Annotated in this window: 12 protein-coding genes; 7 read left to right on the forward strand and 5 right to left on the reverse strand. The window is 59.6% G+C overall.

Annotated elements, in window-relative coordinates:
* Positions 1-42 precede the first annotated feature (42 nt).
* From AC3IUE_RS16815 to AC3IUE_RS16825, 3 genes are all read left to right on the forward strand, one after another.
* A complete protein-coding gene (locus AC3IUE_RS16815; protein ID WP_056745912.1) occupies positions 43-843 on the forward strand; it encodes an endonuclease/exonuclease/phosphatase family protein in 801 nt (266 codons plus the stop codon).
* A 372-nt stretch (positions 844-1,215) separates the two neighbouring features.
* Complete coding sequence (locus AC3IUE_RS16820) at positions 1,216-1,584, forward strand: DUF6124 family protein (RefSeq protein ID WP_461998538.1); 369 nt, start codon at positions 1,216-1,218, stop codon at positions 1,582-1,584.
* A 479-nt stretch (positions 1,585-2,063) separates the two neighbouring features.
* Positions 2,064-3,137, forward strand: a complete 1,074-nt coding sequence (locus AC3IUE_RS16825) for an autotransporter domain-containing protein (protein WP_489262996.1) — start codon at positions 2,064-2,066, stop codon at positions 3,135-3,137.
* Positions 3,138-3,287: 150 nt separating this feature from the next.
* On the opposite strand, the gene glgB is transcribed toward AC3IUE_RS16825, so the two are convergent.
* From glgB to AC3IUE_RS16840, 3 genes are all read right to left on the reverse strand, one after another.
* Positions 3,288-5,519: a 1,4-alpha-glucan branching protein GlgB gene (gene glgB / locus AC3IUE_RS16830; RefSeq protein ID WP_489262997.1), complete on the reverse strand. Its 2,232-nt coding sequence runs from the start codon at positions 5,517-5,519 to the stop codon at positions 3,288-3,290.
* Between the two features lie 2 nt (positions 5,520-5,521).
* Entirely contained in the window at positions 5,522-8,863 is a 3,342-nt protein-coding gene (gene treS, locus AC3IUE_RS16835; RefSeq protein ID WP_489262999.1) for a maltose alpha-D-glucosyltransferase, read from the reverse strand.
* A gap of 153 nt (positions 8,864-9,016) precedes the next feature.
* The gene (locus AC3IUE_RS16840; protein WP_489263000.1) at positions 9,017-11,011 is read right to left on the reverse strand and encodes an alpha-1,4-glucan--maltose-1-phosphate maltosyltransferase; all 1,995 of its coding nucleotides are present in this window, start codon (positions 11,009-11,011) and stop codon (positions 9,017-9,019) included.
* 229 nt (positions 11,012-11,240) lie between these two features.
* Here AC3IUE_RS16840 and AC3IUE_RS16845 point away from each other — a divergent pair, with 229 nt between their 5' ends.
* The 4 genes from AC3IUE_RS16845 (at position 11,241) to mapR (ending at position 15,107) form a co-directional block, all read left to right on the forward strand.
* Entirely contained in the window at positions 11,241-11,411 is a 171-nt protein-coding gene (locus AC3IUE_RS16845; protein WP_177338888.1) for a hypothetical protein, read from the forward strand.
* 202 nt (positions 11,412-11,613) lie between these two features.
* The gene (locus tag AC3IUE_RS16850) at positions 11,614-11,847 is read left to right on the forward strand and encodes a DUF3203 family protein (protein WP_056745903.1); all 234 of its coding nucleotides are present in this window, start codon (positions 11,614-11,616) and stop codon (positions 11,845-11,847) included.
* A 195-nt stretch (positions 11,848-12,042) separates the two neighbouring features.
* Entirely contained in the window at positions 12,043-13,473 is a 1,431-nt protein-coding gene (ccoG, locus tag AC3IUE_RS16855) for a cytochrome c oxidase accessory protein CcoG (RefSeq protein ID WP_489263001.1), read from the forward strand.
* A gap of 224 nt (positions 13,474-13,697) precedes the next feature.
* The gene (gene mapR, locus AC3IUE_RS16860; RefSeq protein ID WP_033054711.1) at positions 13,698-15,107 is read left to right on the forward strand and encodes a GntR family transcriptional regulator MpaR; all 1,410 of its coding nucleotides are present in this window, start codon (positions 13,698-13,700) and stop codon (positions 15,105-15,107) included.
* Between the two features lie 150 nt (positions 15,108-15,257).
* Here mapR and AC3IUE_RS16865 read toward each other — a convergent pair whose 3' ends face one another.
* Together AC3IUE_RS16865 and AC3IUE_RS16870 are read right to left on the reverse strand one after the other, a co-directional pair.
* The gene (locus AC3IUE_RS16865) at positions 15,258-16,004 is read right to left on the reverse strand and encodes an SDR family oxidoreductase (protein ID WP_082555907.1); all 747 of its coding nucleotides are present in this window, start codon (positions 16,002-16,004) and stop codon (positions 15,258-15,260) included.
* 93 nt (positions 16,005-16,097) lie between these two features.
* On the reverse strand, positions 16,098-18,179 hold the full coding sequence (locus AC3IUE_RS16870) for a putative bifunctional diguanylate cyclase/phosphodiesterase (protein ID WP_489263002.1): 2,082 nt from the start codon (positions 18,177-18,179) through the stop codon (positions 16,098-16,100).
* Positions 18,180-18,244 lie beyond the last annotated feature (65 nt).

Here is an 18,244-nt window from a genome sequence, read left to right on the forward strand (position 1 = left end):
ATCAGTCGCATACATAAGCAGCCCTGATTCAGAGGAGTGAACGTGACCAGTGATTCCAAGTGGCGGGCCGTCGAGTCATCTCCATTGAACACGCCCCCGGCGATTCATCGACTGAGAGTGCTGACGGTCAACACCCACAAGGGTTTTACCGCACTCAACCGACGTTTCATTCTCCCGGAACTGCGTGAAGCGGTACGCAGTACATCGGCGGACCTGGTGTTCCTGCAGGAAGTCGTCGGTGAACACGACCGCCATTCCACTCGCTACAACGATTGGCCGCTGACCTCACAATACGAGTTCCTGGCCGACAGCATGTGGAGCGACTTCGCCTACGGTCGTAACGCGGTCTACCCCAACGGTCACCACGGCAACGCCCTGTTATCGAAATACCCGATCCGCGAACACCGCAACCTCGACGTCTCGATCACCGGCCCCGAACGCCGCGGGTTGCTGCATTGCGTTCTGGATGTGCCGGGGCACACTGAAGTTCACGCAATCTGCGTGCATTTGAGCCTGCTGGAAAGCCATCGCCAGTTGCAGCTCCAGCTACTCTGCCAACTGCTCGAATCGTTACCCGACGATGCGCCGGTGATCATCGCCGGTGACTTCAACGACTGGCAGTTGCAAGGCAACACCGCCCTCGCCCGACGCGACTATCTACATGAAGCCTTCGAACGCCACCACGGTCGCCCGGCGAAAACCTATCCGGCGCGCTTCCCGCTGCTGCGTCTGGACCGGATTTATCTGCGCAATGCCAGCAGTCATGAGCCGCGGATACTGGGGCACAAGCCCTGGACGCATTTGTCGGATCATTTGCCGTTGGCGGTGGAAGTGCATCTTTGAAACGCTCATTAGCTTCGGCGTTTAGCGGACGCGTTTAAAGACACTCGGTGTTACGTCCTAACGGCTACAACGCCTTGCGTCGTTACCTACACGTACGCCAGAATCCGCTGGCTTGTGCGCCTTGTCCCTGGCCTCTATTGTTTCCCTACCACTGCCCATCAGTGGTCGGGTTTAGTAGCCCGGATTAAGCGATAACGGTTGCACAAGTATCATCCAGACAGGAATTCGCCTGTTCTTCATGGTGGCTGTGCGCTTGGCGCCCTAGGGCGCGCCGGTTTTTTGTTGCTTATCCGGTCTACTAACTCGCGCACAGCTGCCACCCTCTCGTTTAGTAGCGAGATGGTTGCCGCCTCACTATGAGAGAAAGCAACTATGTTCAAAGTAACGCCGAATCCCCCGAATACCCGTCCGGTACCCTACGACGTCTTTCGTGATCTTGACCCCAAGAAAATGGAAGAGGCGGCCGACCGCGCACTCAGCTTCTACCTCGACCCCGGGGCGTCGAAAACGCAGATACCGCCCCGCAAACCCAGCACCATTTTCACCATCGACGCAGCGGTGGATGACGAAACGTTGCTCGTCGAGGCCTGCGAATCGTTGGCATCAGCCAGCGCCATGGTCAACGATCTCGCCGACGTAACGGACGGCCCGCGACGGCAAACGATGCTGGTGCTGCAACGGATGATCATGTTGGGTGAGTTAGCGGTCAATCGCGTACTGGATAACCACAAGCCTGGGTAGTCGCCAGGCGGGTAGCGAGGGCGCCTGCGCCCTCACTATTTAGAAGCATTCAAAGGTCGCAACCGCGACGCGCTTCTTTATGACTACACCAGCAATATCGACAGCAATCAGCTGCGCGGAACGGCCGCAAATGTCGGTCTCAGGGTGAGTTGGCAAACCGGTAGCCCACTATCAAAAGCGCTCTGGAACGCGGATCTTTTGACGATTTTTCGAACAAACAAGAACTTAGATGTGCGGCGTAAATCAGTCACTTGCGAGTCCTAAAATACACATACCATTTATCGGCCATTTTCTTGACGCGATGTCAAGGGTCTTCTTAGCTACACGTTACTACCCCCGGAAATTCACCCGGGGCAAACCCCCAGACACCCGCGAAATCGGGCGGCCACAGGCTTGCCTCGCTACATTCGGTCGCCCCTCATTCGGGGTAGGAGAGACGCCAGAGCGAGATACGGCATGCGATTGCAAGGTAAACCTCCATGAAAACTTCATTCACCCAACAAGAGATCAAAGTCACTTTTTGCGCTGTCTCGAGTTCACTCCTTCTGTGCTCGTCCATGGATGTACAGGCAGGGACTGCAGAAGATGAAACCACGCCTTGGTACCGTCAGGATATTCCGGTCATGACCTTGCCAGCCGTCACTTTCACCACCCCCTACCCCGGCCGCTTCAGCACCGCCTCGGATACACAAAGTTCACACCTGACCATCGAGGGCGCTGCGCCTTCGGCCTGGGATCAGGTGTATGGACAAGCTTCGCGGCAGGCGCAAACCGATGTTCTGGCTCAGGGGTTTGCGATCCCTGGCAGTAGCGAATTCAAAGGTCCGGCGATCCTGACTCTGCAAAGCGGTAGCGGTAATACCCAGCGGGTCGGACTGGTCGGCGGCATGACTCAGTTACAAGGCAACAGCAACGGGCTGCTGACCGGTCGCGCCCTTGCTGACCCCGGCAACGACACCCTCAACCTCGAAGGCCAGAGCCTCGGCGCTTACTGGAGCCTGACCGGGCCCCAGGGCTGGCACGTGGACTTGACGGCCAGCGGCGGCCGGGTCAACGGCTTTAGCCGCAATGACCAAGGCGCCCGACAAGCGACCGAGGGCAGCGCGGTGACGCTGTCGGTAGAAGGTGGTTTCCCCATTGGTCTGAGCGATAACTGGGTAGTTGAACCCCAGGCGCAATTAATCAATCAACGCATTACCCTGGACACCCCGTATGCCGGCTCAGGCAATGCCTCGTCCAGCGATCTGACGTCCTGGAGCGGCCGGGTCGGTGCACGGTTGAAAGGTAGTTACGACATCAACGGCATGGGGGTCGAACCCTATATGCGAACCAACTTGTGGCACTCGGTGTACACCGGTAATACCGTGACCCTGGATCAGGTCGACAAGATCAGCAGCAGCCGCAACTCATCGACCGTCGAAGTGGGTTTGGGGTTGGTGGCCAGAGTGACGCCCGCCGTGAGTTTTTATGTCAGCGCCGACTACAGCAGTGATGTGGATGGCAATGATTTGAACGGGTTGATTGGCAGTTTGGGTGTGCGGATGCGGTGGTAAGTGTTTCAGCTCAAGAAATTGATTGTTCGGGCTGACCCCTTCGCGAGCAAGCCCGCTCCCACATTTGGTTTTATGTCGTACACAAAACTAATGTGGGAGCGGCGGTGCGACGATTCGACTTGCTCGCGAAGGGAGCGACTCGGTGTTAGATCAACCCTCCGGACGCAACATCAACACCGCCAGCGGTGGCAGGTTCAATACCAATGAGAGTGCCTGGCCATGGCTCGGCTCATCCTCGGTAAATGCCCCGCCGCTATTGCCATAGTTCGAACCGGCATAGGTGGCCGCATCGCTGTTGATCACCTCGGTCCAACGTCCGGCAAACGGTACGCCGATGCGGTAACCCTCACGCGGCACCGGCGTGAAGTTAGCCACCACCAACACTGGCCGCCCATCCCTGCTCCAGCGCATGAAGGCATAAACGCTGTTGATTGCGTCATCACCGATCAACCACTGGAAGCCTTGCGGCGCGTCGTCCTGATCATGCAGCGCCGGCTCTTCGCGATACAGCCGATTGAGATCGCCGACGAGTTTCTGCACACCTTTGTGTTCCGAGTACTGCAACAAGTACCAGTCAAGTTGCTGATCGTGGTTCCACTCACGCCACTGTCCAAACTCGCAGCCCATGAACAACAGCTTCTTGCCCGGATGCGCCCACATGAAACTGAGGTAGGCGCGCAGGTTGGCGAACTTCTGCCAGCGGTCGCCGGGCATCTTGTCGATCAGCGAATGCTTGCCGTGTACCACCTCATCGTGCGAGATCGGCAGGATAAAGCGCTCGGACCAGGCATACACCAGACCGAAGCTCAGTTCGTTGTGGTGATGGGCACGGTACACCGGGTCCTGCTGGATGTAGTGCAGCGAATCGTGCATCCAGCCCATGTTCCACTTGTAGTCGAAGCCCAGCCCGCCCTGTTGCGTGCCCTGGCTGACACCCGGCCATGCGGTGGACTCTTCGGCAATCACCAGCGCGCCGGGGGCTTCGAGGTCGACCACGTCATTGAGATGGCGCAGGAAGTCGATGGCTTCTAGGTTCTCCCGACCGCCGTGGCGGTTTGGCACCCATTCGCCGGCCTTGCGCGAGTAATCGCGGTACAGCATCGAAGCCACGGCATCGACCCGCAGGCCGTCGACGTGGAAATGCTTGAGCCAGTGCAGCGCCGAGGCCAGCATGTAGCCGTGCACTTCGGTGCGACCCAGGTTGTAGATCAGCGTGTCCCAGTCCTGATGGAAGCCTTCCTGCGGGTTGCCGTATTCGTACAGCGCGGTGCCGTCGAACTGCGCCAGACCGTGAACATCGGTCGGAAAATGTGCTGGCACCCAATCGAGGATCACGCCGATATCGGCCTGGTGGCAGGCATTGACGAACGCGGCGAAGTCATCCGGCGACCCGTAGCGGGCGCTTGGGGCGAATTGCGACAGCAGCTGATAACCCCAGGATCCGCCGAACGGGTGTTCCATGATCGGCATCAGCTCGATGTGGGTAAAACCCAGATCCTTCACGTAAGGAATCAGCCGCTCGGCCAACTCATGCCAGGTGTACAGGCGCGCAACTTCGCCCAAATCGTCCAACTCACATTGCCAGGACCCGGCATGCAATTCGTAGATCGACAGCGGCGCACTCACCCGATGACGGTCGCCCCGGGATTGCATCCACTCCTGATCCTGCCAATCGATGTTCAGCGGCGAAGCGACCTTTGACGCGGTGTCCGGCGGCAGCGAGGTGGCCAGCGCCATCGGGTCGGCCTTGAGCGGCAGAATGCCGTGGGTGCCGAGAATCTCGTATTTGTACGTTTCCCCCGGCTGCATGCGCGGGACGAAGATTTCCCATACGCCAGTCGGATGACGCAGGCGCATCGGGTGCCGGCGACCGTCCCAGTTGTTGAAGTCACCCACCACCGACACCCTTTTGGCGTTCGGCGCCCACACGGCGAAACGCACGCCATCGACACCGTCGACCGTTCTCAGCTGCGCGCCCAGGCACGCGCTGAGATCGCGGTGATTGCCTTCGGCGAACAGGTACAAGTCCATCTCGCCGAGCAACGGGCCAAAGCTGTAAGGGTCTTCGGAAACCTGTTCGCCACCGGCCCACCGGGTTCGCAGCAGATAAGGCTGCGCCCGATCGAAGTGCCCGACGAACAAGCCCGGCGTCTGGGTGGCCTCAAGGTTGCCGAGTTCCTCCCCGGAGTCCTTGGCCAGTACCTGCACGCTCAAGGCGTCCGGCAAATAAGCCCGAATGAATTGCCCACCATGACCATCGCCGTGGGGACCGAGAATTGCAAAGGGGTCGTGATGTTCGGCGCGTACCAATGCGTCGATGTCCCGCGATCTGGGCAGCAACGCTTCTTTAGCGTGACCCTGTTCCTTGTTCGAGAAACTCATGACTACTCTCCACCAAGATCGGAAAAGGGTTTAAGCCCACTCAATAACCCATACAAACCGTGCAACGGCACGGGCAACCATGTGGGGCGATTTTCTGCCTCATAGGCTACTTCATACGCTGCCTTCTCCAGGCCGAACAACGCCAATGCGGCGTCCTCGCCTTCCGGATCTTGCCATGCATGAGCAAGACTAGCTGCCGCCAGCCGATAAGCGTCGACAAATGCTTGTCTTGCTTCATTTAAATAGCGATCAGCGACACGTTGACGAGCGGCTCGGGCATCGGCCGTGTTGTCGACGTTGTGCACATTGATCGCCATCGCCGCAGCGTAGTCAAAAGAACGCAATACGCCACTGACGTCTTTGTACGGGCTGTGTTTTCCCCGTCGTTCGTGCAGCGGTCGCGCCGGCTCGCCTTCGAAGTCGATCAGGTAGGCGTCGCCCTTGATCACCAGTACCTGGCCCAGGTGCAAGTCGCCGTGGACGCGAATGCGCAGACCACCAACGGCTTTTTTGCCCAGCTCCTGAACATGGCTGAGGATGGCTTTTTTGTTGTCCAGTAAACGAGTGACCAAGGCTTTGTCTGCCGGGTTCAATTCGCTTTGATGCTGCTTGAGCAACTTCAGCGCGTACTCCAGTTGCGCCGCCACGTCCTTGGCGCAGGCCAGGGCATCTTTCTGGGTGGTGACCTTCGGGGCGAAGTCCGGGTTGTCGCTGGGCGCAGCCAGCACTTGATGCATTTCGCCCAGACGCTGACCGAGCATGCCGGCGAAGTCTCTCAGTTCGCCCAAGGCGTTGTAGTGTTGCTCCTGCTCGGACATGGCGTCGGCCAGTTCGTCGCGCAACGCCCGTTCGAGGTTGTTCTGGGTCCATTCCCAGGCGTCGCCCTGATTGCTCAAGTAGCCTTGGGCGATCATCAGCAGACTTTCCTCGCCCGCCGGGTCGCGGCGAACCACCGAACCCAGCAGCGGCGAGATATTGCCGAAACCGGCGTGAGTCAGGTACGCGCTCATTTCCAGTTCCGGGTGCACGCCAGACGCGACCTTGCGGATCAGTTTCAGCACCAGGCTGTTGCCGATCACCACCGAACTGTTGGACTGTTCGGCGGACAGGTAACGCACTTCCGATTCCCCGGTCAGACCGAGTTTCGCCAGTTCCCACGTCGGCTCAAAGCAGATATCGCCCGCACTGGATGGCAACACGGTATTACTTTGCATGCCCTGCAATACCGCATGCACAAAGGTGTCGAGGCTGAAGGCATCGGTGATCAAGCCGACCTGACGCACGCGCCGGACCCGAGACAAGGCCAGTTGCTGAGGCAACGCGGCACCCACCTGATCTTCGGAGATAAAGCCGAACGGCAGCTGATAGCGGCTGGTCTGGCCGCCACTGGTGACGTCGATTTCACTCAACAACACGGGGTGCAGCGGATCGCCGAAGCGCACGCCGTAAGCGATGTTGACCTGTTCGATGGCCGCGTCCTTGCCGGCAAACCAGCGGCGATTCTGCAGCCAGTTCGGCAAGATGCCCTGCTCCAGCGTGTCGCGTGACGGCGCTTCGAGCAGTTCTTCCATTTGTTTTTTCAGCACCAGCGTGGTGAAGTCCGGCAGGCTTTGCGCCGGTTCCACGTGCCAGCTCGGCATCTGGTTTTCCGCCGCCAATACGAACCAATAGAAGCCGTAGGGCGCCAGGGTCAGCAGGAAATTCAACTGACCAATAGGCGGGAAGGCGTTACCGCCGAGCATCTCCACCGGCACCATGCCGACGTAGGCCGACAGGTCCAGTTCCGCCGCTTGCGCGCTACGGGACACGTTGGCCACGCACAAGATGATTTCGTGCTTGCCGTCCGGCCCGGTGAATTCCCGGGTGTAGGCCAGAATCCGCCGGTTAGTCGGCGAGAGCATTTTCAGCGTACCGCGCCCGAAGGCCTTGGACTGCTTGCGCACGGCGAGCATGCGCCGGGTCCAGTTCAGCAACGAATGCGGGTCGCCGGCCTGGGTTTCAACGTTGACCGACAGGTAACCGTATTGCGGGTCCATGATCGGCGGCAGCACCAGGCTGGCCGGGTCGGCGCGGGAGAAACCGCCGTTACGGTCAATCGACCACTGCATCGGCGTGCGCACGCCGTCACGGTCGCCGAGGTAGATGTTGTCACCCATGCCGATTTCATCGCCGTAATACAGGGTCGGCGTACCGGGCATCGACAGCAGCAAACTGTTGAGCAGTTCCACGCGACGACGATCGCGCTCCATCAGCGGCGCCAAGCGGCGGCGAATGCCAAGGTTGATCCGCGCCCGACGGTCGGCCGCGTAGTAATTCCACAGGTAATCGCGCTCCTTGTCGGTGACCATTTCCAGGGTCAGCTCATCGTGGTTGCGCAGGAAAATCGCCCACTGACAGTTGGCCGGGATCTCCGGGGTCTGACGCAGAATGTCGGTGATCGGGAAGCGGTCTTCCTGGGCCAACGCCATGTACATGCGCGGCATCAGCGGGAAGTGGAACGCCATGTGGCATTCGTCGCCGTTCAGCCCTTTGGCGTCGGTGTCGCCGAAGTACAGCTGCGTGTCTTCCGGCCATTGGTTGGCCTCGGCCAGCAGCATGCGGTCCGGGTAATTGGCGTCGATTTCGGCACGGATCTGCTTGAGGACGTCGTGGGTCTCGGGCAAGTTTTCGTTGTTGGTGCCGTCGCGTTCGATCAGGTATGGAATCGCGTCCAGACGCAGACCGTCGATGCCCATGTCCAGCCAGTAGCGCATTACTGACAACACGGCTTTCATGACTTGCGGGTTATCGAAATTCAGGTCTGGCTGGTGGGAATAGAAACGGTGCCAGAAGTACTGACCGGCGACCGGGTCCCAGGTCCAGTTGGACTTTTCGGTGTCGAGAAAGATGATGCGGGTGCCATCGTACTTTTGATCGTCATCGGACCAGACATAGAAGTCCCGCGCCGCCGAACCTTTTTTGGCTTTTCGCGCGCGCTGGAACCAGGCGTGCTGGTCAGAGGTGTGGTTGATGACCAGTTCGGTAATCACCCGCAGGCCACGTTTGTGGGCTTCCGAGATGAACCGCTTGGCGTCGGCCATGGTGCCGTAATCAGAATGCACGCCACGGTATTCGGCAATGTCGTAGCCGTCATCACGCCGTGGCGAGGGATAGAACGGCAACAACCAGATGGTGTTGACGCCCAGATCGGCAATGTAATCGAGTTTGGCGATAAGACCGGGAAAGTCGCCGATCCCGTCATTGTTGGAGTCGAAAAAAGACTTAACGTGAACCTGGTAGATCACCGCATCCTTGTACCAGAGCGGGTCCTTGATAAAGGTGGCTGCCTTGGGTTTCTTCGCCATTTGAAACTCCTGTTGAAAACAGAAAACGCCCTATCCCAGATCGTTCCCACGCTCTGCGTGGGAATGCCTCCACGGACGCTCCGCGTTCGGCTCTGGATGGGACGCGGAGCGTCCCGGGCTGCATTCCCACGCAGAGCGTGGGAACGATCGGTGTTAAACGGTGATCCGCCAGATCCCGAACGGTTGATGCGCCGGGTCGATTCGCATGAACTGGTACTTGCCGTGCCAGATCCAGCGATGACCGCTCATCAAGTCTTCACCCTGGGTGCTGGCGTCGTCGGGCAAGCCCATTTCCCACAGCGGCAATTCGAAATTCGCTTCCTGGACGTTATGCGGATCAAGGCTCACCGCCACCAGAACGAAATTGCTGCCATCCGCGCTGCGTTTGCCGAAATACAGAATGTTGTCGTTCCAGGCGTTGTAGACCTTCAAGCCCAGATGCGTCTGCAGCGCCGGGTTCTGCCGGCGGATGCGGTTGAGCTGGGCGATCTCGGCAATGATGTTGCCCGACGCGTTGAAGTCCCGTGGGCGGATTTCGTACTTCTCGGAATTGAGGTATTCCTCCTTGCCCGGCACCGGAGCCGCTTCGCACAGTTCGAAGCCTGAATACATGCCCCACAGACCAGAGCCCATGGTTGCGAGTGCGGCGCGGATCAGAAAACCAGCGCGCCCCGACTCATGCAAAAACGCCGGGTTGATGTCGGGTGTGTTAACGAAGAAGTTCGGCCGGAAGCATTCGCGCCACGGTGACTCATTGAGTTCGGTGAAATAGGTGGCCAGCTCGGACTTGTTGTTGCGCCAGGTGAAGTAGGTGTAGCTCTGGGAGTAACCGACCTTGCCCAACCGCGCCATCATTGCCGGGGTGGTGAAGGCTTCGGCCAGGAAGATCACCTCGGGGTACAGCGCCCGCACATCAGCGATCAGCCACTGCCAGAACGGCAGCGGTTTGGTGTGAGGGTTGTCGACGCGAAACAGCTTCACGCCCTCCTCGACCCAACCCACCACGATGTCGCGCAACTCGACCCACAGACTCGGAATCGCATCGGTGGCATAGAAATCGACGTTGACGATGTCCTGGTATTTCTTCGGCGGGTTCTCGGCGTATTTGATCGTGCCGTCGGGACGCCAGTTGAACCAGCCCGGATGCTGCTGCAGCCATGGATGATCCTGGGAACACTGAATTGCGAAATCGAGGGCGATTTCCAGCCCATGGTCCGCGGCCGCCGCGACAAGACGTCGGAAGTCTTCGCGCGTGCCCAGCTCCGAATGAATGGCTTCATGCCCGCCCTCTTCGCTGCCGATGGCATACGGACTGCCCGGATCGTCCGGCCCGGCGGTCAAGGAGTTGTTCGGGCCCTTGCGATAGCTGCGGCCGATCGGGTGGATCGGCGGGAAGTACAGCACATCGAAGCCCATGTCCTGGATCATCGGCAGCCGCGAATGCACATCGTTGAAGGTGCCATGACGGGCCGGATCGTCAGTGATCGAACGCGGAAACAATTCATACCAACTGGCGAACTGCGCCAGCTCCCGTTCGACGTCGAGCGGGTACTCAGGGCTGATGCTCAAATAGGCACGATGATCGGCCAGCGCCATCAGCTCGGCGCTACGCTGGTGCAGAAACAGCTCGACCTGCTCGATTTCGAGCAGGCCTGACAATTCATGGTGCAGCGCCGCCAGTTGCTCGCTCAGCTGTCCTTCCGTGCGTTCGGCGGCTTGCTGGACTTGAGTCCGCCCTTCTTGCAGCTCCAGGCTGATCGGCACTCTGGCTGCGTGTTTTTTCTCCAGGTCATAACAGAAGCTGGCGAACTGATCGATCCAGGCTTCGATGCAAAACACATAACGACCCTGACGCGCGACCCGGAACTGGCCCTGCCAACCGTTATTGCCCAGGTCGGCCATGTCTTCGCTTTGCCAGGTTTCATCACCCTCGGCGTGCCAGCGTATGCGCACGGCCAATTTGTCGTGACCGTCGGCGAACACTTTGCTGGTCACCACCACGTCCTGACCCACCACGGCTTTGACGGCGAACTGCCCGCCATCAAGGGTCGGCATGGTGTTTTCGATGGCGATGCGCGGTAGCAGTAAAGCCTGCGACAGCGGCATATGAGGGTTGTAGTTCAGCTCTGTGGGTTTTTCAGCAGTCATCGAGCATCTCTCCTTTACGCCCCATGGACGCTCTTGTGTCTGTGGCTTGTAACAGGATAGCCATCCCGCAGGACCGTCCGCCCCGGAATGGACTCACTTAGGTTCCGAGCCACAGGCAAAGGTAAAGTTCACGAGGATTTGCCTGGGCCTTCGGCGGAATCAATTCCTTTACACGGTGGTCAACACACTTAAGCACGACTTACGCCATGTGCCACTGGAGGCTGAATTTATGAGCATTCCGATCCCTGCCGAAACGCCTGATCCAAACATCGACAGCCCGACTATTCCGCCAACCGAGCCTGAACCTGTGCCTGAGCAAGACCCGCCCGGTACCACACCGCCTCCGCGGGAAGACCCGCCGAGCACCATGCCACCGGTGATCGTTACACCGGAGCATTGATCGTTCCCACGCTCCGCGTGGGAATGCAGCCCGGGACGCTCCGCGTCCCTGCCGAAGCGGACGCGGAGCGTCCATTGAGGCATTCCCACGCAGAGCGTGGGAACGATCAGCGTAGGAGCGTCGACCATTAATCGGTTGCACAGAACGATGATCCTCGGCTGCGCCCTAACACTTTAGAACCCGCAGAAAAAAGGACACCTCCATGACTGTGCGCATCGAAAGCCAGACCTGCTTCTTCATTACCGAGAACGGCGAAGAAATTCGTTTGTGTCCCGACGTCACCATCATTACCGACTCGGAAAAAGCCATGTCGGCGGTGGAGCTCAATGGCCAGCGCTTCTACATTACCGAAGCAGAAGCCGACGCATTGACCGTAGCAGGCGCAGTCGACGGGCGTAAGCATTTGAAGGCCACCGACAGTGATTCGGTGATTTGACTGACCCGGATCAACAACACCCGCAGACGCTTGATATAGGTGTCTGCGTCCCACTGCAGCGGGTGCATCAACTTGTCGCAGGCAGCGGATCGACGCCCATCTGATCCGCTTTTTATTGCAATAGGTGAGTCTGTTATGCAAACAGATCGCCGCTCATAGTGCTCAGGCCTGATGGAGGCTGATGAGCGAAAGACCATGAGCGATAGAATCCCCGTCCGAATTGTTGAAAGTGCCCCGCTAGTGCAAAGCTATGAGCCTTCGCGTCCAAAGATGAAGGCCAAGTCCAGCGACAACCTGATCCACACCCGCAGCTTCACCGGTTTATTCCGCACCCTGCGCATGAGCGGCGCGGGGTTTCTGTTTTTGCTGTTCTTCGGCACGGTGTGGTTGAACTGGGGCGGCCGCCAGGCGGTGCTCTGGGACCTTTCCGAAAGCAAATTCCACATCTTCGGCGCAACCTTCTGGCCGCAGGATTTCATCCTGCTGTCGGCGCTGCTGATCATTGCCGCGTTCGGCCTGTTTGCGATTACCGTGTTCGCCGGGCGGGTCTGGTGCGGTTACACCTGTCCACAGAGCTCCTGGACCTGGATCTTCATGTGGTGCGAGAAACTCACCGAAGGCGAACGCAACCAGCGGATCAAGCTGCAAGCCGCGCCCTGGGGCCTGAACAAACTGATCCGCCGCTCGGCCAAGCACATCTTGTGGCTGGCCATCAGCCTGTTGACCGGCCTGACCTTTGTCGGCTATTTCACCCCGATCCGGCCGCTGGCCGAAGAACTGCTGACTTTGCAGATGGGCGGCGTCAGTCTGTTCTGGGTGCTGTTCTTTACCGGCGCGACTTACATCAACGCCGGTTGGCTGCGTGAAGCGGTGTGCATGCACATGTGTCCGTATGCGCGGTTCCAGAGCGTGATGTTCGACAAAGACACCCTGACCATCTCCTACGACGTGGCCCGTGGCGAAAACCGTGGCCCGCGCAAACGTGACGTGGCACCGGCTGAAGTCGGCCTCGGTGATTGCATCGACTGCCAGGTGTGCGTGCAGGTCTGCCCGACCGGCATCGACATCCGCGACGGCTTGCAGATGGAATGCATCGGCTGCGCCGCGTGTATCGACGCCTGTGATTCGATCATGGACAAAATGGGCTACGCCCGCGGGCTGATCAGCTACACCTCGGAGCATCAGTTGCAGGGCGGCAAGACTCATTTGTTGCGGCCGCGATTGATCGGCTACACCGTGGTCCTGCTGGTGATGATCGGTGCGCTTGCCCTGGCGCTGGTGGAGCGGCCGATGGTCTCGCTGGACGTCAGCAAGGACCGTGGCCTGTTCCGCGAGAACAGTCAGGGGCAGATCGAAAACATCTACAGCCTGAAAGTCATCAACAAGACCCAGCAACGTCAGGATTACCGTCTGACCCTGGTCGATGGCGACGGCTTCCAGTTGCAAGGCAAGACCGAACTGAGCCTGGCACCGGGCGAGATTGTGGATGTGCCGGTGTCGGTGGCGATGACCACGGAACGGCCGAGCAGCAGTTCGCAGACGATCAGCTTCAAGATTGTCGACAGTGATGAGCCAGAGATTTATAGCGTGGCGAAGAGCCGGTTTGTTGCGCCGATGAACCGTTGAGCCTTTAGAATCCACCCCTCACCCCAGCCCTCTCCCCACGGGGGAGAGGGGGAAAGGGAGCAGATCTTCAAGCCTTTCAAAACCTGAGTTCGACTAGATATTTCAGGTCGCAGTATTTTGAACAAACACCTCGGTCAGTCCCCTCGCCCCTCTGGGGAGAGGGTTAGGGTGAGGGGTGGATATCCCTGACACCCAACAAAAACCCCAGGCAACAAGGCCACCCGATGAAACGCTACGAAAAATTCGCCGACGACATCGCTGAACTGATCCGCTCCGGTGTCCTCGGCCCCGGCCAGCGCGTGCCGTCAGTACGCTACGCCAGTCAGACTTACGGGGTCAGCCCGTCCACCGTGTTCCAGGCCTACTACCTGCTCGAACGCCGCGGCCTGATCCGCGCTCGCCCGCGTTCCGGCTACTTCGTCAACGCACACGCGCCGAGCCCGTTCTCGGAGCCGGTGATCAGCAGTCAGGTCAACGAGTCCACCGAAGTCGACGTCAGCGAACTGGTGTTCTCGGTACTCGACTCGATCAAGGACCCGAACACCGTGCCCTTCGGCTCGGCATTCCCCAGCCCGACCCTGTTCCCACTGCAGCGCCTGTCGCGCTCCCTGGCCAGCGCCGCCCGCGAGATGGACCCGCGCATGGTCGTCACCGACATGTCGCCGGGCAACCCGCAACTGCGTCGACAAATCGCCCTGCGCTACATGGTCGGCGGGCTGATGCTGCCCATGGAAGAACTGCTGATCACCAACGGCGCGCTGGAAGCGCTGAACCTGTGCCTGCAAGCGGTCACCGAGCCCGGCGATCTGGTGGCCATCGAAGCCCCGGCGTTCTACGCGTGCCTGCAAATCCTGGAGCGGCTGAAGCTCAAAGCCGTGGAAATCCCTGTGCATCCGCGCGATGGCATCGACCTTGGCGTACTCGCGCAAACCCTGGCACGGCACCCGATCAAGGCTGTCTGGTGCATGACCAGTTTCCAGAACCCGATGGGCGCGACGATGCCCGAGGCGAAGAAACAGGAGCTGGTTGAGCTATTGCGCAGCCATCAAGTGCCGCTGATCGAGGACGACGTCTACGCCGAGCTGTATTACGGCCAACAGGCGCCGAAACCGGCCAAGTCCTTTGATACCGAAGGGCTGGTGATGCACTGCGGTTCGTTCGCCAAAAGCCTGGCCCCCGGCTACCGCATCGGTTGGGTCGCCGCCGGACGTTATGCGCAGAAAATCGAACGGCTGAAACTCATGACGTCGCTGTGCGCGTCGATGCCCGCCCAGGCGGCCATTGCCGATTACTTGCAACACGGCGGCTATGACCGGCACTTGCGAAAACTGCGCTACGCCCTGGAGGAACAGCAAAGCGCCATGCTCGCCGCGATCGCGCGCTACTTCCCGGCGCAAACTCGCGTCAGCCAACCGGCCGGCGGTTACTTCCTGTGGCTGGAATTGCCACCGCAGATGGATTCGCTGAAGTTGTTTCAGATGGCGTTGGCGCAAGGGATCAGCATTGCGCCCGGGCCGATCTTTTCACCGACCCAGCGCTTCAGGAATTGTATCCGCCTGAATTACGGCAGCCCTTGGGATGAGACAGCCGAGAAGGCGATGGAGACGTTGGGCCGGATTGTGCGGTCGTTCTGAGGGTTTGATGGCGTCGGGTCTATCGCCATCGCGAGCAGGCTCGCTCCCACAGGGATTGGTGTTGTTCACAATTATTGTGTTCACATCTATCCAATGTGGGAGCGAGCCTGCTCGCGATGAGGCCAGATCAAACAGTGCAAATCTGAAGGGTTAACGCCCGCCGCCAAGGTCAACAAACGTCCCGGTCGCGTAGGAAGCCTTGTCCGACAGCAACCACACGATCGCCTCAGCCACTTCTTCCGGACGCCCGCCCCGAGCCATCGGAATCGCCGACTCCAACTTGCTGACCCGATCCGGGTCGCCGCTCAATGCGTGGAAATCGGTGTAGATGTAACCAGGGCGCACCGCGTTGACGCGGATGCCTTCGCCGGCCACTTCCTTGGACAGGCCGATGGTGAACGTATCCAGCGCACCTTTCGACGCGGCGTAGTCGACGTACTCGCCGGGCGCGCCCAAGCGTGAGGCCACCGAGGACACGTTAACGATGCTGCCGCCCTGCCCGCCATGCTTGGGCGACATGCGCAGGATCGCGTGTTTGGCGCAGAGGATCGGCGCCAGGACGTTGGTTCTGAGGATTTTGAGAATACGGAATTCCGACATTTCATCGATCCGCGACTTATGCCCGACGGTGCCGGCATTGTTCACCAGTGCAGTGACCCGGCCCAACTCAGTGTCCACGCGGTGGAACATCGCGATCACTTCGTCTTCGATGCTGACATCAGCGCGCACTGCGATGGCAGTGGCGCCGAGGGCGCGGACTTGTTCCAGCACAGTTTGCGCAGCGGATTCATCGGCCAGGTAGTTAATGCAGATCCGATAGCCTTGTTCGGCGGCCAACAGGGCTGTGGCGGCGCCGATACCGCGGCTACCGCCGGTGATGACGATGACTTTGTCCATGCGAAATTTCCCCCATTCCAAGCGTTAGCAGTCGGGGCCAAGAATAACCGTCATTGCTGGCTTTTGCATGGGCTCACATCAATCACATTGTTCTCAACTCACCGCCAATTGCTCTGCACGCAGAATATCCACCATGAAGCGTTCGGCCGGCAGCGGGTGCCCGAGCAGATAACCCTGCAGCGAATCACAACCGAGTTGCGTCAGGAAGTCTTGCTGCGAGTCGGTTTCCACCCCTTCGGCGACGATCCGCAACCCCAGCGCCTGGCCGAGGGCAACGATGGCGGAAACGATGGCGGCGTCATCGCTGTCACGCTCCAGATCGCGGACAAAACCCCGGTCGATCTTCAGTTCGTTGGCCGGCAAGCGCTTGAGGTACATCAAACTCGAGTAGCCGGTGCCAAAGTCGTCGATCGACAGGTCGACACCCATTGTCGACAGCTCCTGAAGCACCGTCATGCTCGCATCGGCATCGCTCATGGCGGTGGTTTCAGTGATCTCGAGGGTCAGGCTGTTGGCCGGCAAGTGGTGAGTGGCCAACGCTTTGGCGACGCTCTGGACCAGACCCGCGTGGCAGAACTGCAAGGCAGAAAGGTTCACCGCGATGCGCCAGTCGGTGTACCCGAGCACGTACCACTCGCGCATCTGACGGCAGGCTTCGTTGAGCACCCACTCGCCAATCGGAATGATCAGCCCGGTTTTTTCCGCCAGTTCGATGAACTTGTCCGGCAACAGCATGCCCTGGGTCGGATGCACCCAGCGCAACAACGCCTCGGCACCGACCGGCCGGCCATTGTTGGCATCGAACTTGGGTTGGTAATAGAGACTGAATTGCTGCTGATCAATGGCAATACGCAAGTCCTGCAATAACTGCAGCTGTTTGCGCGCGTTGCTGTTCATCGAGGCATCGAAGAAGCTGTAGCCGTTTTTCCCGGCGCCCTTGGCGTGATACATCGCCGCGTCAGCGTTCATCAGCAATTCCTCGGCGGTTTCACCGTTGCCCGGGTATATAGCGATGCCGACGCTGGCGGAAATCTGCAAGTCATGTTCGTCGACCCGGAACGAACGCCCGATCAGCCCCACCTGCCGGGCCGCCAGGTTCAATGCGTCATTCTGTTCGCCGAGCTGCACCAGTAAAACGAACTCATCGCCGCCGATCCGTGCCAGGGTGTCCTGGCTGCGCAAATCCTCGCGCAGACGCAAGCCGACCTCACACAACAACAGATCGCCCATATGGTGACCGAAGGCATCGTTGACTGGTTTGAAACCGTCCAGATCGATGAACATCAACGCGAAACAACCGCCCTGTTCCTGCACCATGGACATTGCCTGATCGATGCGGTCAGCCAACAACACGCGATTCGGCAGGCCGGTCAGGGTGTCATGCAGGGCCAGTTGAGTCAGTTCGCGGTTGGCCTCGGTCAATGAGTGGGCAAGGCCTGCGGTGCGGGCCTCAAGGCGCGCATCGAGGATCGAGGTCAACAAGGCAAGGCTCAACACTGCCAGGGTGGTGATCAGCACCAGATTGTCCAGGCCCTTGCCGTTCAGGCCGCTGACGGCCGCGCCACAGAAGCTGCCATCCGGGAAACGCGCCGCCGCCATGCCGGTGTAGTGCATGCCGACTATCGCGAAACCCATGATCACCGCCGCACCGCCACGGATCAGGCCGACATAAGGTGTGTGCTGGCGCAGGCGGAAAGCGATCCATAACGCGGCGCCCGAGGCGACTACGGCGATCAGCAGCGAGGCGCCGAACAGCGTCGGATCGTAATCGATACCCGGCTGCATGCGCATGGCGGCCATGCCGGTGTAGTGCATCGCGCTGATCCCGGAACCCATGACCAGCGCGCCGAATGCCAATTGCCAGGCTGGCAATCGTGGCTGGCTGACCAGCCACAGGGCAAAGCCGCAGGACAGGATGGCAATCAGCAGAGACAGCAACGTGATGCCGACGTCGTAACCGAGGTCGATGGGCAATTTGAACGCGAGCATGCCGATGAAATGCATCGACCACACGCCAACCCCCATGGCAAAGGCGCCGCCCGCCGTCCATAAATGCACGGCCCGGCCCTTGGCCGTGGCGATGCGTTCGGTCAGGTCGAGCGCGGTATAGGAGGCGAGAATCGCCACAAAAAGCGAGATGATAACCAGCGTGGGGGAATAGCTACCGATAAGCATGAGACTACTCGCGACAGCCCTCCGTGCTCGGGGGGCAAATCGGGCGATTGTACTGATTGCGCAAA

Source organism: Pseudomonas sp. GL_093 (assembly GCF_057837605.1).